Source organism: Pseudomonas sp. P20, from assembly GCF_016463925.1.
Lineage (GTDB): Bacteria > Pseudomonadota > Gammaproteobacteria > Pseudomonadales > Pseudomonadaceae > Pseudomonas > Pseudomonas aeruginosa.
In genome coordinates, this window is record NZ_JAEMVM010000024.1 from 95,883 (window position 1) to 110,189 (window position 14,307).

Genomic DNA, 14,307 nt, shown 5'->3' on the forward strand with positions numbered 1-14,307 from the left:
CGGTTGCAGGCTGCCAACATCGCCACAACCGGGTAAGGAAGCGATTAAAAAGACCTCGCCGGAGCGAGGCCGAAAACAGGAGCAGATCGTTGTCGCTTCTTAGAACACGTACTGCAAACGGGTCACGAAGCCGTCGCCGTCATCGTCGCCATTGTTGTTGGTGATCTTGTCGGTCTTCGCCTTGACGTAGGCCGCGCTGATCTTCACCGCATCGTTGACGTACCAGTTCACGCCCAGGTTGTGGGCCTTGGCCTTGGTGTCGCCGACTTCGCGAGTGGCGGTATCGGCGACCACGTTGTCGTCTTCCACCTTGATGTTGTCGTAGCGGTAGAACACTTCCCAGGCGCCGATTTCCTTGTTTTCCGGCTTGACGGAGTCGAACTTGGCACCTTCCAGCTTGTACTGGCGGGACTCGCCGGTCAGGGTGTAGGCCAGTTGCGCGTAGTAACCCTTGGCCTTGATGTCCTTGTAGGCGTTGTCATCGGCCTTCAGCTTGCGTGCCAGGTATTCGGCCTGGGCCGAGAACGGGCCCATCGCCCAGGCGCCTTCCAGGCCCCAGACGCTATCGTCCTTGTAGGAACCGGCCGGCGAGTTGGAGACACCGCCGAAGGTCGCGCGGTTGCCGTTGTCACCGGCGTCGTTGCCGCCGCTGGTGGCGATGCCGCGCATGCCCAGGCGCGGACGGATGCGCGAGTCGAAGGCGGTGTCGTCGAGGTCGCGGTAGGCATAGTTCACGCCGACATGGAGAACATTGCCGGCTTCGTGCATCGGCGCGAACACGCCGCGGAAGTTGAACTGCTTGACGCTGTCGCCGTCGCTGTCGTCGGCGTCCTTGGCGGATACGCCGGCGGACAGGTAGGCCATGTCGGCGAAGGTCGAGTTGACCTGGGCGCCCATGCCGTCCTGGTGGGTGTTGATCCAGTCGGCCAGTTCGTAGGCGGCGTTACGCTCGGGAGCGGTCACCCACTTGGAGCTGGTGGCCTTTTCCAGGCCGAAGTCGGGGTCGAAGCGACCGAACTTCAGGTTGACCGGGTTGAAGCCGGTGTAGGTGACCGAAGCTTCGTCGAAATAGCCGTTGTCGGAGCTGCCGGTGTTGTGCGACAGGTCGAAGTTGATCTGGTATTTCCAGTCCTTGTATGCGGTGCCGCCGAGTTCGATGAAGGCGCGGCGGAAGTAGGCGGCGTCGGCGGTGTTGCCATTCTTGGTATAGAAACCGTCGAAACGGCTGTAGTCGGCCTGCAGGCGACCGCCCAGCTTGAAGCTGAATTCCTTGTCGGTGGTGGCGACTTCGAGGCCGCCCTTGGTCTTGATCACGATATCGGCGCCGTCGGTGGTCACGGTGCCGGCGAACGCCTGGGCAGATACGGCCAGAGCCAGAGCGCTGGCAACGAAGCCGAGCGAGTGCTTACGGATCATCGAAGATTTCCCCTTAATGGTGTGTGCATTGGCAACACGCGAGTGCCTGGCTACAGCGCGCCCCTTGTTCCGCGCTGGCCGTAAGGCGGCCCCTTTGTGTTGGGGGGAATCTTGGCGATGGCAGATTGCAGCCAAATTGCATGGAGATAAATGTTTCATTACAGAGGAACTTTTTATCTCCAATGCGAATAAAGCGAAAAGCCCTCTACTACGGGCCTTTCGGGTTATTCGATATGGGTAGAAATCTCAGCGCAATTTTCGAGCAATCCAGAAGTCAGCAGAAAGCCACTTGCCGGCGCCGCCGAAGAACAGCGCGAGCAACATCACCAGGTAGGTCGCGGCGAACTCGATGCCGTTGTTGACGATGGCGAAGCTTCCGCTCGACGTCAGCCAGTCGTAGTTGCCGTATTCGCGCAGGATTTCCCGGGCTCGCGCCAGCTTCTCGCCAGCCTCCAGCACCTGGGCGTTGGCGAACGGCGCGGACGGATCGGCGATCGCCTGCCAGCCGTTCGGCCAGTGCACGGCGAAGATCGCTACCAGCATGGTCACCATCAGCGGCAGGCTGATCCAGCGCACGGCCAGGCCGCACAACAGCAACACGGCGCCACCGGCCTCGCTCAGCGCGGCGAGCCAGGCCAGCAGTTCGGGAAACGGCAGGCCGAGTCCCCAGTCGGGATTGCCGAACCACTCGATGGTGGCCGGCATGTCCGCCAGCTTCTGGCTGCCGGCCATCCAGAACACCGGCGCCAGGTACAGGCGCAGCGCCAGCGGGGCGAGGAAATCCGCTCGACGGGTGACGTCGAGGGCATGCTGTAAACGCAGGAAGACAGTCTTCATCATCACTCCAGAGCGCCCTCGCCCATGAGGATGCCCTGGGCGTGCCAGTCCTCCAGCAAGGCGAAGGCATTTTCGAAATACTCCACGTCGGCGCTCAGGCCGCAGCTTCCGGCCAACTCGCGCAACAACGGCAGCAGCGCCACCGGCGCCTCGCCCTCCTCGCTCAGGCGCTGCGCGAGGCGATAGGCGAATGGCGACAGGTGCAGGAAGCGCACCCGCTCCGCCGGATCGCGCCAGACCAGCAGGCAGGTCGGCTCGGCCGGCGGCTCCATCGGCCGATGGCTCGGCCCCAGGCGATGGACCGGCCAGCGATAGGCCAGCGGCCAGGCCAGTGGCGACCACGACCAGGCCTGCGGCAGCGTCTCGACAGGCGCCTCGGCCAGCGACAGGGCCAGCTCGACCCACTCGTAGTGAGCCAGCTCCAGCAGGAAGGGCGGATCGCCCTCCTCCGCGCGGTAGCCGTCCTGCAGCCAGCCGATGAACTCCTCGCCCAATTGGCTGAAGTACGGTGTGCGGCAGCGATGCTCGCGCATGAAGGCACGCACCAGGCGATGCCAGCGCGGCTCGTCGAACAACTGGCGCAGGACCGGGAAACCGCTGCTGATGAAACCGTCCAGGTTGTTGAAGAACAGTTCCTCGTAGATCGCCATGCGCTCCGTCGCGATGCCGGGCGGCAAGGCCTGCTGCGGATCGCGGATACGTGCGGCGAAACGCCGTTGCAAGGTCGTGTGGTTCATGTGCCGTACCCCAGGCTGCGCAGTTGCGCTTCACCGCTGCGCCGCTGCAGCTCGCGGATGCGATCGGTTTCGGCATACAGCTCGCTCAGTGGCGGGAGGTTGAAATCGCGCTCCAGCAGCGTCGGGCGTTCGCCATGGCAGGCATAGGCATGTGCCAGCAGTTCCCAGACCGGATCGCAGACCGGCGCGCCATGGGTGTCGATCTTCAGGCTGGCGCCCTGTTCGTCGTGCCCGGCCATGTGCAGGTAGGCGATCCTCCGGCTGGGCATCGCGGCGATGTAGGCGTGTGCGTCGAAACCGAAGTTGCAGGCGTTGACGTAGACGTTGTTGACGTCCAGCAGCAATTGGCAATCGGCTTCCTCCAGTACCGCGCGGACGAAATCGACCTCTTCCAGCTCGCCCGGCAAGCGCGCATACGCCGAGACGTTCTCGACGATCAACGGCCGCTCGAGGACGTCCTGTACCACCCGGACCCGTTCGGCGACCCGGCGCACCGATTCGTCGCTGAACGGTAGCGGCATCAGGTCGTAGAGCTGGCCGTCGTCGGCGCAGGCCGACAGGTGCTCGCTGTAGGCACGGATGTCATGCTGCTCGATGAAACCCTTGATCGCGCGCAGCAACGACATGTCCAGCGGGGCGTAGCCACCGAGGTTGAGAGACAGACCATGGCAGAGGAACGGCAGGCGCTCGGTCAGCTCGCGGAACTGGCGGCCGAGACGGCCGCCGATGCCGATCCAGTTCTCCGGAGCGACCTCGAGGAAGTCGACCCGGACCCCATCGCCGGCGCCGAGCGGCTCCAGCAGCGCGCGACGCAGGCCTAGCCCGGCGCCGCTGACGAATTCCCGTTGCATGGTCCGTCTCCTCAGGCCTTACGACTTCTTCTTGTCGGCGCCGCAGTTGCCTTCGCCGGCCTTCTTCTCGCCACCGCAGGAACCTTCCTTGGCCTTGCGATCCGCACCGCAGCTGCCTTCATGACCGGCCTTGGAGGCTTCGCGCTTGCCCTTGTCGGCACCGCACTTGGCCTCGCCGCAGGAACCTTCCTTGGCTTTCTCGGCGGCAGCCACGCTGTAGCCGCTGCTCAGCTCCTGCACGGCGAAGGGATTCTGCGCGGCATGCGCGCCGACACTGGCTACGCCGAGCAGAGCAGCGCCGACGACGGAAGAAGCGAGGGAAATCTTTTTCATGGGTAACTCCTGAAGTTGGTAGCGGGCGCCGGTATGGCGTCCTCGCTCCAATGGACGGAGCACCCCTGGCGGCGTTACAGCGGAGTCGAAAAAAATTTCCCGTCCCTTTGCCTGAACTCAGGGATTGCCCCTGCTGGAGAAATATCGGTCGGCGATATTCGCCAGGTCCCAGGCGTTCTCCTCAACTTCGGATGCTCGCCCAGCGAAACGGATTGCCGCCCCTCCGTAGGGTGCATATCGCGCAGCGATATCCGCCAAGCCCAGCCACACTCCTCGACCTCGTCACGCGGAAGGGAGAGCCACCCATGCCAGGCCGGGTTCGGTTCGCCCACGCCGGATAGCGGAAACGAAAAAGCCGCCGCCCACGAATCGCGGGCGGCGGCTTGGTGTCGAGGATACCCCGGCTCAGCGCCGCGCGGCGTCCTTGCGCAATTCGGAGAGATGCGCGGCCAGACGGTCGAGTTCCGGCCCCTGCCCCTCCGGCAGATGGCGCACGGTCGCCTGGGTCAGGCGCATCTGGCGGATGAAGCGCCGGCAATGCCGGCACATGAGCAGGTGGCTGCGCACCGCCAGTTGTCCGCGGAAGTCCAGTTGCCCATCGAGAAAGTCGCTGGACCGGGCGACCAGTTCCTTGCAACTCAGCATTGGCCGGTCTCCTCGAAATGCTCCAGGGTGGCGAAGACCTTCAGGCGGGCGCGATGCAGCAGCACCCGGACATTGGAAAGCGTGATATCCAGGAGATCACGGATTTCCTCCAGCTCCAAGCCCTGGCGTTCGCGCAGGGTCAGCACGCTGCGCTGCAGCTCGGACAGACCGTTGAGGGTCTTGTCCAGGCAATCGCGCAGTTCGCCCTCGGCGAGCAGGGCTTCCGGCGAATCCTCGTGCCAGGCGTGCGGCGGCTGGCTCCAGTGACCGTCGGCGGCAAAGCGCTGGTCATCCACCGTACCATGGGGCCCCGGCAGGTCGTCGAGGAAAACTTCCCGGCGAACCTGGCGCAAGCGGCTCTTGGCGGTATTGGCGGTAATGGTCAGCAGCCAGGTCTTCAGGCTCGAACGCCCCTGGAACCCGTCCAGCCCGCGAACCGCCGCGAGCCAGGCGTCCTGCACCACTTCCTCGGTATGCGATCTGCCGATGATCGCCCAGGCCACGGCCCGCATGGCGCCCTGGTAGGCGCCAACCAGCTCGCGGAAGGCTCGCTGCTCGCCGGCCAGCAGGCGCGGCAGCAGCTCGGAGTCGGTAGGCGCCGCCACGATCAGTGTTTACGCAGGATCACGCTACCGATCGAGTAACCGGCGCCGAACGAGCTGAGCACCCCGATGGCGCCGCTGGGCAGGTCATCCTGGTGCTTGTGCAGGGCGATCACCGAGCCGGCGGAACTGGTATTCGCGTAGCTGTCGAGGATCACCGGCGCCTCGTGCGCCTCGGCGTCGCGGCCGAGCAGCTTGCGGGTGATCAGCAGGTTCATGTTCAGGTTGGCCTGGTGCAGCCAGAAGCGCTTGACCTCGGCGACCTGGATTTCATTGGCCGCCAGGTGCTCGCCGATCAGCTCGGCGACCATCGGGCAGACATCCTTGAACACCTTGCGGCCTTCCTGGACGAACAGCTTGTCGCGCTTGCCGATACCGCTCTCGTCGGCGCGGTTGAGGAAGCCGAAGTTGTTGCGGATGTTGTTGGAGAACTGGGTCAGCAGCCTGGTGCTGACGATGTCGAACTGGTGCTTCGACACGGCCAGGTCGGCGCGCTCGACGATCACCGCGGTGCAGGCGTCGCCGAAGATGAAGTGGCTGTCGCGGTCGCGGAAGTTCAGGTGGCCGGTGCAGATCTCCGGGTTGACCATCAGGATCGCCCGCGCCTGGCCGGTCTGGATCGCGGTGGTGGCGGCCTGGATACCGAAGGTGGCCGAGGAGCAGGCCACGTTCATGTCGTAGCCGTAGCCCTGGATGCCCAGCGCGGCCTGCACCTCCACCGCGATCGCCGGGTAGGCGCGCTGCAGGTTGGAGCAGGCGACGATCACCCCGTCGATGTCGGCGGCGCTGCGGCCGGCACGCTGCAGCGCCTCCCTGGCGGCGGCCACGGCCATCTCGCAGAGGATCGACCACTCGTCGTTGCTGCGCTCGGGAAGGTACGGAACCATGCGCTGCGGGTCGAGGATGCCTTCCTTGTTCATCACGAAGCGGCTCTTGATGCCGGACGCCTTCTCGATGAACGCCGAGCTGGACTCGGCCAGCGCCTCCAGTTCGCCCTTGGCGATGGCCTCGGCGTGCTGGTCGTTGTACTGGCGCACGAAGGTATTGAAGCTCTCCACCAGCTCATCGTTGGAGATGCTGTAGGGCGGAGTATAAAGACCGGTTCCGCTGATGACGGCTTTATGCACAGTTGTTCCTCTTCTCTCGCTGGGCCGCCGTCGAACGGGGCCGATTAGGCATAGCGGTGCCCGCCTGGGGCCGGCACCGGAAACGGGTTCGCTCGCGGCGATGCCGGGCGCTCTACGAAAAGACGTTGGCGACGCGCTTTCGTACAGGGCCCGGGCAAGGTCGGCCATTGCGCAGTGTGCCACCGCCTCGCTTCGGCAAGCGCGCGCACCGCTCAGTGGTATCGAAGGCGCCAAGGATATTCCAGAGTGCGCGCCGGGCACAGCCGATAGGCGCACGATCGGTTTATTTTCCCCGTTTTCGCCACCGATATCCGTATCGAACTGTAAAGACGACGCAACCAGGCCGGCTTCCGGTCACAGCAGGCTGGCACCTTCCCACCCCAACCATCGATTGAATTTGCCAACCCGCCCCATAGGCAATGCTCAACAGCCCACCTCGGCAAGGCCGCCTATCATTCGGCAAACCCGGTATTCACAAGGAAGCAGCCCCATGACCGATAGCCCTCGTCCAGAACTGGATATGGAAACCCAGGAGTTCGTCCACCAGCTGTTCGACCTGGCCCGCCAGGGCAACAGCCAGCGCCTCGAGCAACTGCTGCAACAGGGCCTGCCGCCGAACCTGCGCAACCACAAGGGCGACAGCCTGCTAATGCTGGCCAGCTACCATGGCCACGCCGACACGGTACGCCTGCTGCTGGCCTACAAGGCCGACCCGGACCTGCGCAACCTGGCCGGGCAGACACCGCTGGCCGGCGCTGCGTTCAAGGGCGACCTGGCGATGGTCGAACTGCTCCTCGCCGGCGGCGCCGACGTCGAGGGCGCCTCGGCCGACGGCAAGACCGCACTGATGATGGCGGCCATGTTCAACCAGGCCGAGGTCGCCGCCAGCCTGCTGGCCCACGGCGCCCGTCGTGACGCCCAGGACGCCGCCGGGCTGACGCCGCTGGCGGCGGCGCGGATGATGAATGCCGAGGCCACGGTCGCGCTGCTCAGCCGGCCCCACTGAGCCTCAATCCGCCAGCACCTCGGCCAGGCTGACGACCTGGCCGAAATGATGCTTCCACAGGCGCACACCCAGCTCCCCCGAGCGATCCAGCGAGGAGCCGAGCACCAGGTCGCCGATCAGGGTCGGTTGCAGGCCGGCGTCGAACAGGGCGAAGCCGGCGGCGAGCACGCAGGTGTCGGCCTGGATGCCGCATACCAGCACCCGTTCCGCTCGCAGCGCACGCAGATGGTCGACGAGTTCCGCCGTCGGCAGGTAGCCATGCTTGACGAAGACCCGGTCGGCCGCCACCAGGCAGGCATCGTCGAGCGGCGGTCGCCAGCCGAGCTGGCGCTGGAACGGCGTACGGGATTCGTCATGGCGCTCGACGCTGGCCACCGAGGGCATCCGCCCGAGCAGTTGGCCGATGCCTTCCAGCAGCCAGTCCGGCGGGGCGAAACAGGGTTGCACGTCGACGATCAGCAGGGCCTGGCGCATCGGTAGTCGGCTCCGGAAGAACAGGCCAGGCATTCTAGCCCACTCCGCCCCGTCGCTCCGCGCTCCAGCGAAACTGGGCTAGCCTGAGGGAACCTTTCGACGGAGAGCCTTCATGCGCCCGATGTACGCCGTAGCGATCCTTTTCCTCCTGGCCGGCTGTTCCTCGGTTCCCGCCGAGAAGACCCGGGCGATCCCCGCCGAACGCCTGCTCGGCTACCAGCAACCGGTGAGCGGTGGCGGCCGGCTGGAAGTCCACCGCGACTATGGCTACCTGGGCGGCGGCTGCTACGTGGCGTTCCTTATCGACCGCCAGGTCGCCGCGCGCATCGGCGTCGGCGAGGAAGCCAGCTTCCAGGTGCCGGCGGGCGAGCATGTGGTCGGTATCGGCATCGATACCCAGGACGACACTCTCTGCGGCAAGGGCCTGCTGAACCGCGAGCTGAGAACCCGGATCGCCGCGGACGGCAACGCGCGCTTCCGTATCGTCAGCGAGGCCAGCAGCGGGTTCGACATCCGCACCGAATGATCCGGGGCGACAGGTCGGCCGCGTTCGCCGGTCGAGGTTCAAAGCGATTCCATCAGGTCCTTGCCGCGCTGCAGCCAGCCCGGCGCCGAGCCGGGGCCCGGCGGTTGCGCCCGCTCCGTACCCATGTCCTGCAAGGCCTGCTTCGCCTCGGCGAGCCAGGCCGGGGTCGCCGCCGCGGGCGCCTGGGTGAGTTCGGCCTTGGCCACCAGCCCGGCCAGGCTGCCCAGGTCGCGCGCCTTGAGCGCCTCCACGGTCTGCTGAGCCAGCAGCACCTGCTGCAATGCGGGCGATTGCACCGCCGCGACCGCTAGCGGCGGCGGTGGCGGCAACTGGCCGATCTGCTCGACCTTGTCGCCAGGCTCGCGGGTGAAGGCCCGCAGGTTGTCCAGCGCCGCCCCGCCGACCATCGGCAAGGCGATCCCGGTCAGCGGGTCGAAGGCGCTGATCTCCGGCAGGCCGACCTTGCCGCTCAGCAGCGGACGCGCCAGCGATGGCAGGAACAGCCCGAGCAGCATCCGCGGATCGCGGCGCTTGACGCTGAGGCCGACGCTGGCCAGCATCACCCCGACGCCCACCACCCGCCCGGCGGTGGCCAGCACCGAGAGCCGCTTGTTCGACTCGTTATCGAAATGCACCAGGCGATAGCGGAAGTAGTCGGTGAAGGGTTCTCGCGGGCCTATCGCCGAAGTGTTCATGAACCAGGCGCGGGAGTCGTGCACCTGTTCGTCGAACAGCGCCACCAGCTTTTCCTGGCCCGGCGCCACCCGGTCGGGAGCGCTGAACAACTGGTGGTAGCGCGCGCTACCGTCGCGGTGGATCTGGCTGTATTCCTCGGCTTCGTCTTCCTCGTTGATCAGGAATACGGTGCCGCCGAGCAGCAGGTCGATCACTCCGCCCACCGTCATGCCGTCGTCGAGCACGCCCCAGTCGCCCTTGTAGTCATGGGCGAATTCGGCGGCGGCGCCGAGTAGTTGGCGCTGGTCCAGCGGCGGATCGAACTGCTTCTCCACCCGCAGGTCGCGCAGTTTGTCCTCGCCGCCGATCAGCGCCACGTTGCGATCCCACTCCGCCTGTTCGGCGGCGCTCATCGGCGGGAGCGGCTCGCCCTGCTGGGCGGCCGCGTACTCCCGGCTACGCCGCTTGTGCAGGGCCTCCCAGGCCTTCTGCTGGGCTTCCGGCATGTCCGGCGGGACATTGGCGAAGAACGCCTTGTTGCGCAGCCCGCCGGCATAGCGGTCGATGCGCCAGGCGGTGATCAACGCGGTCTCGCGACGGATCACCTCTTCCAGGGGGCCGGCCTTGGCCTGGGCTTGGGCCTGCCAGGCGTTGAAACGGGTGGCGAGTTCTTCGGAGACGCTGAACTCCGCTTCAATCTTGGGCACCATTACCCGCCAATCTTCATGAAAGTCTGGATGGACGGCAGGTGCTGGAACTTGCAAAGGAGCACCTGCCTCGAAAGCCTCCGCATACATATGCTGCAACGCTATCTGGGATAGTAGAAATTCCGAACCTCCCACAGCTTTCCCCTGGTTGCCGACGCCATAACCGCCACCAACATCCGAGTGAACACCAGGATAAGCATATTCCACCGTCCACTTCCGGTAGCAGGAGGGCCCCGTCCGACGTCCGTTGGCATCCATGTCACGACGGCGGATCGAATCGAGTGGAAAACTGGCACGCTGCTCATGACAGGAAACCAGATGCACGCAACGTTTCAGAAAAGAACAGTCTTCCGGCAGGATGGTCGGCAGGCACTGGGAGAGGGCCTCATCGGGCAGGCGCATGGTGTCATCGGCCCAATCCATATGCCCGGCAGCGAACGGCGCACTATCCGCCAGCCCAACTGCCGCCACGGTATCGAAAAGGCCGAGGAACTCGATCGAGATCGGCAGACCGGCAAAGCGATATTCCACCCGACCATCGGCATCGCTGACCCGGGTTAGCTCCTGCAGCCAGTTGGCAAAGGCTCGTGCTTCTGCCGCCCCACGGGAGAATCCGTAGACATACAAGCGCATGGCCAGGATATGCGGTTTCTGTCCAGAGTTCTGACGCTGTCGAAGCTTTTCTTCCAGTTCCTTGAGTTTTGGCTCCAAGGCAGCTCGGCGTTTTTTCTCGCCGTTTTCCAATAAACCACCAGTGAGCGTACTGACGGTCCAGTTAGTGGACATTTCTTCTACTAGGTCCTGAACCTCATTTAGTTTAAGCCTACTTTTTAATAAAGTATAGAAAAGAGCATCAACTAACTGAACCAGCCCCCAGTTTATTCGATTTTCGCCTCCCTCAGCACCAATTAACCCCATGTTTGAAGGCGTAAATTCTTTAATATCCGGAAACACCGTACCCACACCTGGGCAATAGTACTTAAAAATCCCCCTACTGTTTATATCATCGCCGCTCCCAATACTTGCATGAATTAGCCTAGCGACATTACTGCAAGATGGAGAAACCGATGAACCATCAGCCTTATCGTTATTATTAGTCCCATCAAAACCAAGTGTAATATGGATAGCTTTACAGCAAGGCGCACCACCGACTACGTCACCTTCAGAAAGCCTTTTTTGCTCTTGCGCCCTTGAAAAAACCCGTTCATCACTCTGCTGCTTTAATATATTTTCTGATAATTTTTTAGAATCATAAATCAGGCGCCCTGCCACAGGATGGGTGGGTGCTATATGAAATCCAAAATTAGGCATCTTCCCACCTGCCTTCAGTTAGCCGGACATATCGTTGACTTTCTCATCTCGAAATAGGCCTTATCAGGATATTTTGGATGATTTGGCCCATAACAAGTCGTAGAAACAGCCACCTCGTCACACGGCAAGAAGTGCACCTGCAGCAAGCACACCTTTTCATCATACCTAGGCACATTCACAGTCGCCTTGTGACGGGTGTAACTTGAGGCATGCCTCAAATAATCACTCTCATCCAACCGCCCATATTTATCTCGTTTTATAACGGCACGGGGATTTGGATCCTTCTCCCATTCCACAATAACTTTCAAATTTGGATTCCATCTCTTTGGAATTACCCCACAACAAACTTGACTACCATCTCCCTGATAAGGACCTAAGTTCGGTCCGCCAGCACCATTCACCGTAAATTCGTTAATCGCCGCCGGAGTATGGTTGTAACCCATGATAGGTGTAGACAGCACTTCAGGCCCAGCCTGGCATGCCACCAGCCCAAAGAAGGTGCTGAGAAAAACCACCAGCCCAATGGAATTTTTATTTCCCACACAGATCAAGTTCATCAACTTCTGCATGACATACCCCTCATATAAAAGTAACCTTTATTCGGATATTCAGGATGAAACGGCGTATAACAGGCAACTGAAGTAGCAACCTTATCACATGGAAGAAAGTGCATTTTTAGCGAACAAATCTCCTTACTATCACAAGGAGGTATATCGACGGCTTCCTTATGACGAACATACAAGAGCCCATGCTCTCTCATACGTTTTCTCCAGCCATCTGAAAATATCTTTCCGGCCAGTCTTTATAAGCCCCTGGCTCAGGAACCACCTCCCACTCTACGGTTGCCTTCAAGCCCGACTTCCAAACTCTAGGAACGACACCACAACATACCTGCCCTGCTCCCCCTGAAATGGACCAAGGTTTAATCCGCCAGCACCATTTACACTGAATCTGTTAATAGCCGCCGAATTATGGTTGTATCCTCCGATAGGAGTAGACACCATATCAGGGCCTGCCTGGCACGCTTGTAAAAACAAAAAACCTATCAGTAAAGCAATCAGCCAAACAGGTGTCCTTAACCCCTTTGCATTCAAGAGCTTTTGCATGAAGGCTCTCTTCTGAAAATACTTTCTATCTGGATACTCTGGATGCCCCTGGCTGTAATAGGTTGTTGAGACCACGACCTGGTAGCACGGGAGGAAATGCACCTGCAACAGGCATATTTTTTCACTATATCTAGGTACATCCACGATCATCTTGTGTCGGGTGTAGCTTGAGGCATTTCTCAAGTAATCATCTTTATCCAGCCGTCCATATTTATCTCGCCTTATAGCGGCGTGCGGTTTGGGATCTTTCTCCCATTCCACGACAGCTTTCAAATTTGGATTCCACTTCTTTGGAATCACTCCGCAACAAACCTGGCTACCATCCCCCTGATAAGGGCCTAAACGCGGTCCACCCGCCCCATTCACCGAAAACCAATTGATCGCCGCGGACGTATGGTTGTAACCCATCACCGGCGCCGCCAGCATGTCCGGCCCGCTCTGGCAGCCCGCGGCCAGCAGGGGCCCCGGAAGCAGGGCGGGAAGGCCGATGCCGCGCCCGTTCATGCGCGACTCGTTCCCGCCGGGGAAAAGCCGGGGCCGGGGGTCTGTTCGCGTAGCCATTGGGCGACGAAGGCATCGCGCTGGTCGAAGTCCTGCAAGCCCTGGCGGTCGGCGGCCAGGTGCGCCTGGACCAGATGCTGGAGCAGGCTTTCCTGGCTGCCCAGTCCATACTCGCGGGGCAGCACGAAGTATTCGCGGCGGTAGGCTTCGGCCTCGCTCCAGGCGCGCAAGGCAGCGACCTGGTGCGCTTCCAGGCGGAGGGCCGCTTGCAGCGGCGGCGTCTCGTGGGCCTGGTAATGACCGGCCAGCGCCCTCGGCCGGCCGTCGCGGTCCAGCCAGTGCCAGCTGGAAACCGGGGCATGCAGATAACGGCTCTGCCGGGGATCGAGCATGTCGCTGACGGCCATGAACAGGCCCGGCTCGTAGAAACGCAGTACGCCGCTGGAACGACCCTGGTTCCACTCGGCCTGGGTGCAGCTGCGCAGGTGCTCGCCCAGGCGCGGCAACGGCCAGGGGCTGAACAGGAGCATCAGGTGGCGGCGGCAGTCGATGCGTTCGAGCAGTTCGTCCAGCCAGGCCGCGTGGCCGTCTTCCAGGCGCAGCAGCAGCGGGCCCTCGTCGGCCAGGGCGGCCTCCGGGGTTTGCTCCAGCAATTTGAACAGCGCCGGAGGATCGCTTTGCCGCGCATGCTCGGCGAGCAAGGGATAGTCGTCCAGCCCGGTGGCATCGACCAATACATCGATGTGGGTCTGCAAGCCGCGATCGCGGGAGCGCTGCCACAGCTCGCGGGCCCAATGGCGGGGGTTCGGCGTCATCGCGGTTCCTCAGCGCTCGGCGAGCGCCTGGCCTCTTTTCTTCGCCTGTAGCAGGCACTCTTCGCAGACCGGTTGCCGCGGCGGCAGGTTGGCCGCGACCGCCTCGGGTGGCGCGCCGGAGCTGTCCTGGTCGGCCATGCCCGGCACCCGCGGCATCTTGATCGCGATCCCCGAGCCGCTTCCCGGCGCGCCGCCTGCATTGATCCGTGCCAACGGGCCGCTAATGGCGATGCCGCTTGCGTCGAGCCGGATGAAGCTGCCGCCGGCCTTCACCGTCAGTTCGCTGTCAGCCTCGATCACCATCTTCTGCCCGGCCTTCAGGTGGATCTCGCGCCCGGCCCTGGCCAGGTAGGCACGACCGAGCTTCACGTGCTGGCTGTCGCCGACCGTCAGGTGGTCATCGGCCTTCAGCTCGACCTTGCGCTCTCCGTGCACGGTGTGATGCTCCTCGGCCTTGAACTCGCTGTAGCTGTTCGCCTCCACGGTGTCGTGGCGTTCGTGGCCGACGCGGATCTTCTGGTCATGCTCGATGTTCTCGTCCCAGTCGCGCTGGGCATGGACGAAGATCTGTTCCTGGCCCTTGCGATCCTCGATGCGCAGCTCGTTGTAGCCACCGCCGCCAGGGCTGCTGAGGCTCT

At 62.8% G+C, this 14,307-nt stretch carries 17 protein-coding genes and 1 pseudogene; 2 read left to right on the forward strand and 16 right to left on the reverse strand.

Translation table 11 applies throughout. The annotated features are described in order from the left end of the window. Positions 1 to 99: 99 nt before the first annotated feature. The 8 genes from oprO to JHD77_RS24825 form a co-directional block, all read right to left on the reverse strand. A complete protein-coding gene (gene oprO / locus JHD77_RS24790; protein ID WP_031632533.1) occupies positions 100 to 1,416 on the reverse strand; it encodes an outer membrane porin OprO in 1,317 nt (438 codons plus the stop codon). Positions 1,417 to 1,662: 246 nt separating this feature from the next. Then, positions 1,663 to 2,253, reverse strand: coding sequence for an HvfX family Cu-binding RiPP maturation protein (locus tag JHD77_RS24795; protein ID WP_003117603.1), 591 nt, complete (start codon positions 2,251 to 2,253; stop codon positions 1,663 to 1,665). A 2-nt stretch (positions 2,254 to 2,255) separates the two neighbouring features. Then, complete coding sequence (locus JHD77_RS24800) at positions 2,256 to 2,990, reverse strand: HvfC family RiPP maturation protein (protein ID WP_003114075.1); 735 nt, start codon at positions 2,988 to 2,990, stop codon at positions 2,256 to 2,258. After that, on the reverse strand, positions 2,987 to 3,841 hold the full coding sequence (locus JHD77_RS24805) for an HvfB family MNIO-type RiPP peptide maturase (protein WP_003114074.1): 855 nt from the start codon (positions 3,839 to 3,841) through the stop codon (positions 2,987 to 2,989). The genes JHD77_RS24800 and JHD77_RS24805 overlap by 4 nt, the downstream gene beginning before the upstream one ends. A gap of 18 nt (positions 3,842 to 3,859) precedes the next feature. Then, positions 3,860 to 4,174, reverse strand: a complete 315-nt coding sequence (locus tag JHD77_RS24810) for an HvfA family oxazolone/thioamide-modified RiPP metallophore (RefSeq protein WP_003091625.1) — start codon at positions 4,172 to 4,174, stop codon at positions 3,860 to 3,862. A 405-nt stretch (positions 4,175 to 4,579) separates the two neighbouring features. Then, positions 4,580 to 4,819, reverse strand: a complete 240-nt coding sequence (locus JHD77_RS24815) for an anti-sigma factor family protein (RefSeq protein WP_003091627.1) — start codon at positions 4,817 to 4,819, stop codon at positions 4,580 to 4,582. Further along, positions 4,813 to 5,424 carry an RNA polymerase sigma factor gene (locus JHD77_RS24820; protein ID WP_073658302.1) on the reverse strand — a complete coding sequence of 204 codons (612 nt, stop codon included), beginning with the start codon at positions 5,422 to 5,424 and terminating at the stop codon, positions 4,813 to 4,815. The genes JHD77_RS24815 and JHD77_RS24820 overlap by 7 nt, the downstream gene beginning before the upstream one ends. A gap of 2 nt (positions 5,425 to 5,426) precedes the next feature. After that, a complete protein-coding gene (locus tag JHD77_RS24825; RefSeq protein WP_003104436.1) occupies positions 5,427 to 6,548 on the reverse strand; it encodes a beta-ketoacyl-ACP synthase III in 1,122 nt (373 codons plus the stop codon). A gap of 490 nt (positions 6,549 to 7,038) precedes the next feature. Between JHD77_RS24825 and JHD77_RS24830 the strand changes: the two genes are divergently transcribed. Further along, on the forward strand, positions 7,039 to 7,554 hold the full coding sequence (locus JHD77_RS24830) for an ankyrin repeat domain-containing protein (RefSeq protein WP_003091630.1): 516 nt from the start codon (positions 7,039 to 7,041) through the stop codon (positions 7,552 to 7,554). Positions 7,555 to 7,557: 3 nt separating this feature from the next. Here JHD77_RS24830 and JHD77_RS24835 read toward each other — a convergent pair whose 3' ends face one another. After that, complete coding sequence (locus JHD77_RS24835; protein WP_003119669.1) at positions 7,558 to 8,061, reverse strand: cysteine hydrolase family protein; 504 nt, start codon at positions 8,059 to 8,061, stop codon at positions 7,558 to 7,560. 79 nt (positions 8,062 to 8,140) lie between these two features. Between JHD77_RS24835 and JHD77_RS24840 the strand changes: the two genes are divergently transcribed. Then, a complete protein-coding gene (locus JHD77_RS24840; protein ID WP_003104441.1) occupies positions 8,141 to 8,554 on the forward strand; it encodes a hypothetical protein in 414 nt (137 codons plus the stop codon). A 38-nt stretch (positions 8,555 to 8,592) separates the two neighbouring features. Here JHD77_RS24840 and JHD77_RS24845 read toward each other — a convergent pair whose 3' ends face one another. The 7 genes and pseudogenes from JHD77_RS24845 to JHD77_RS24870 form a co-directional block, all read right to left on the reverse strand. Beyond that, entirely contained in the window at positions 8,593 to 11,247 is a 2,655-nt protein-coding gene (locus JHD77_RS24845; protein ID WP_073658301.1) for a T6SS phospholipase effector Tle1-like catalytic domain-containing protein, read from the reverse strand. 14 nt (positions 11,248 to 11,261) lie between these two features. Further along, positions 11,262 to 11,816, reverse strand: a complete 555-nt coding sequence (locus JHD77_RS24850) for a DUF3304 domain-containing protein (RefSeq protein WP_031635490.1) — start codon at positions 11,814 to 11,816, stop codon at positions 11,262 to 11,264. Beyond that, positions 11,804 to 12,007 (reverse strand): DUF3304 domain-containing protein, encoded by a 204-nt coding sequence (locus tag JHD77_RS32680; RefSeq protein WP_073658300.1) that lies wholly within the window; start codon positions 12,005 to 12,007, stop codon positions 11,804 to 11,806. Before JHD77_RS32680 ends, JHD77_RS24850 begins: the two co-directional genes overlap by 13 nt. Then, positions 12,004 to 12,198 carry a DUF3304 domain-containing protein gene (locus tag JHD77_RS32905; RefSeq protein ID WP_079384149.1) on the reverse strand — a complete coding sequence of 65 codons (195 nt, stop codon included), beginning with the start codon at positions 12,196 to 12,198 and terminating at the stop codon, positions 12,004 to 12,006. Before JHD77_RS32905 ends, JHD77_RS32680 begins: the two co-directional genes overlap by 4 nt. Positions 12,199 to 12,337: 139 nt before the next feature. After that, positions 12,338 to 12,857, reverse strand: a pseudogene (locus tag JHD77_RS24860) (DUF3304 domain-containing protein). After that, positions 12,854 to 13,669, reverse strand: coding sequence for a DUF4123 domain-containing protein (locus JHD77_RS24865; RefSeq protein ID WP_031684418.1), 816 nt, complete (start codon positions 13,667 to 13,669; stop codon positions 12,854 to 12,856). Before JHD77_RS24865 ends, JHD77_RS24860 begins: the two are co-directional and overlap by 4 nt. Before the next feature lie 9 nt (positions 13,670 to 13,678). Continuing rightward, positions 13,679 to 14,307, reverse strand: a 629-nt coding sequence (locus JHD77_RS24870) for a bacteriophage T4 gp5 trimerisation domain-containing protein (protein WP_034069287.1), incomplete at its 5' end; no start/stop codon positions are given.

Excerpts from the sequence above, each read along its gene's own strand:
- oprO (WP_031632533.1), bottom strand. The coding sequence starts at position 1,416 with ATGATCCGTAAGCACTCGCTCGGCTTCGTTGCCAGCGCTCTGGCTCTG.
- JHD77_RS24795 (WP_003117603.1), bottom strand. The coding sequence starts at position 2,253 with ATGAAGACTGTCTTCCTGCGTTTACAGCATGCCCTCGACGTCACCCGT.
- JHD77_RS24800 (WP_003114075.1), bottom strand. The coding sequence starts at position 2,990 with ATGAACCACACGACCTTGCAACGGCGTTTCGCCGCACGTATCCGCGAT.
- JHD77_RS24805 (WP_003114074.1), bottom strand. The coding sequence starts at position 3,841 with ATGCAACGGGAATTCGTCAGCGGCGCCGGGCTAGGCCTGCGTCGCGCG.
- JHD77_RS24810 (WP_003091625.1), bottom strand. The coding sequence starts at position 4,174 with ATGAAAAAGATTTCCCTCGCTTCTTCCGTCGTCGGCGCTGCTCTGCTC.
- JHD77_RS24815 (WP_003091627.1), bottom strand. The coding sequence starts at position 4,819 with ATGCTGAGTTGCAAGGAACTGGTCGCCCGGTCCAGCGACTTTCTCGAT.
- JHD77_RS24830 (WP_003091630.1), top strand. The coding sequence starts at position 7,039 with ATGACCGATAGCCCTCGTCCAGAACTGGATATGGAAACCCAGGAGTTC.
- JHD77_RS24835 (WP_003119669.1), bottom strand. The coding sequence starts at position 8,061 with ATGCCTGGCCTGTTCTTCCGGAGCCGACTACCGATGCGCCAGGCCCTG.
- JHD77_RS24840 (WP_003104441.1), top strand. The coding sequence starts at position 8,141 with ATGCGCCCGATGTACGCCGTAGCGATCCTTTTCCTCCTGGCCGGCTGT.
- JHD77_RS24845 (WP_073658301.1), bottom strand. The coding sequence starts at position 11,247 with ATGCCTAATTTTGGATTTCATATAGCACCCACCCATCCTGTGGCAGGG.
- JHD77_RS24850 (WP_031635490.1), bottom strand. The coding sequence starts at position 11,816 with ATGCAGAAGTTGATGAACTTGATCTGTGTGGGAAATAAAAATTCCATT.
- JHD77_RS32680 (WP_073658300.1), bottom strand. The coding sequence starts at position 12,007 with ATGAGAGAGCATGGGCTCTTGTATGTTCGTCATAAGGAAGCCGTCGAT.
- JHD77_RS24865 (WP_031684418.1), bottom strand. The coding sequence starts at position 13,669 with ATGACGCCGAACCCCCGCCATTGGGCCCGCGAGCTGTGGCAGCGCTCC.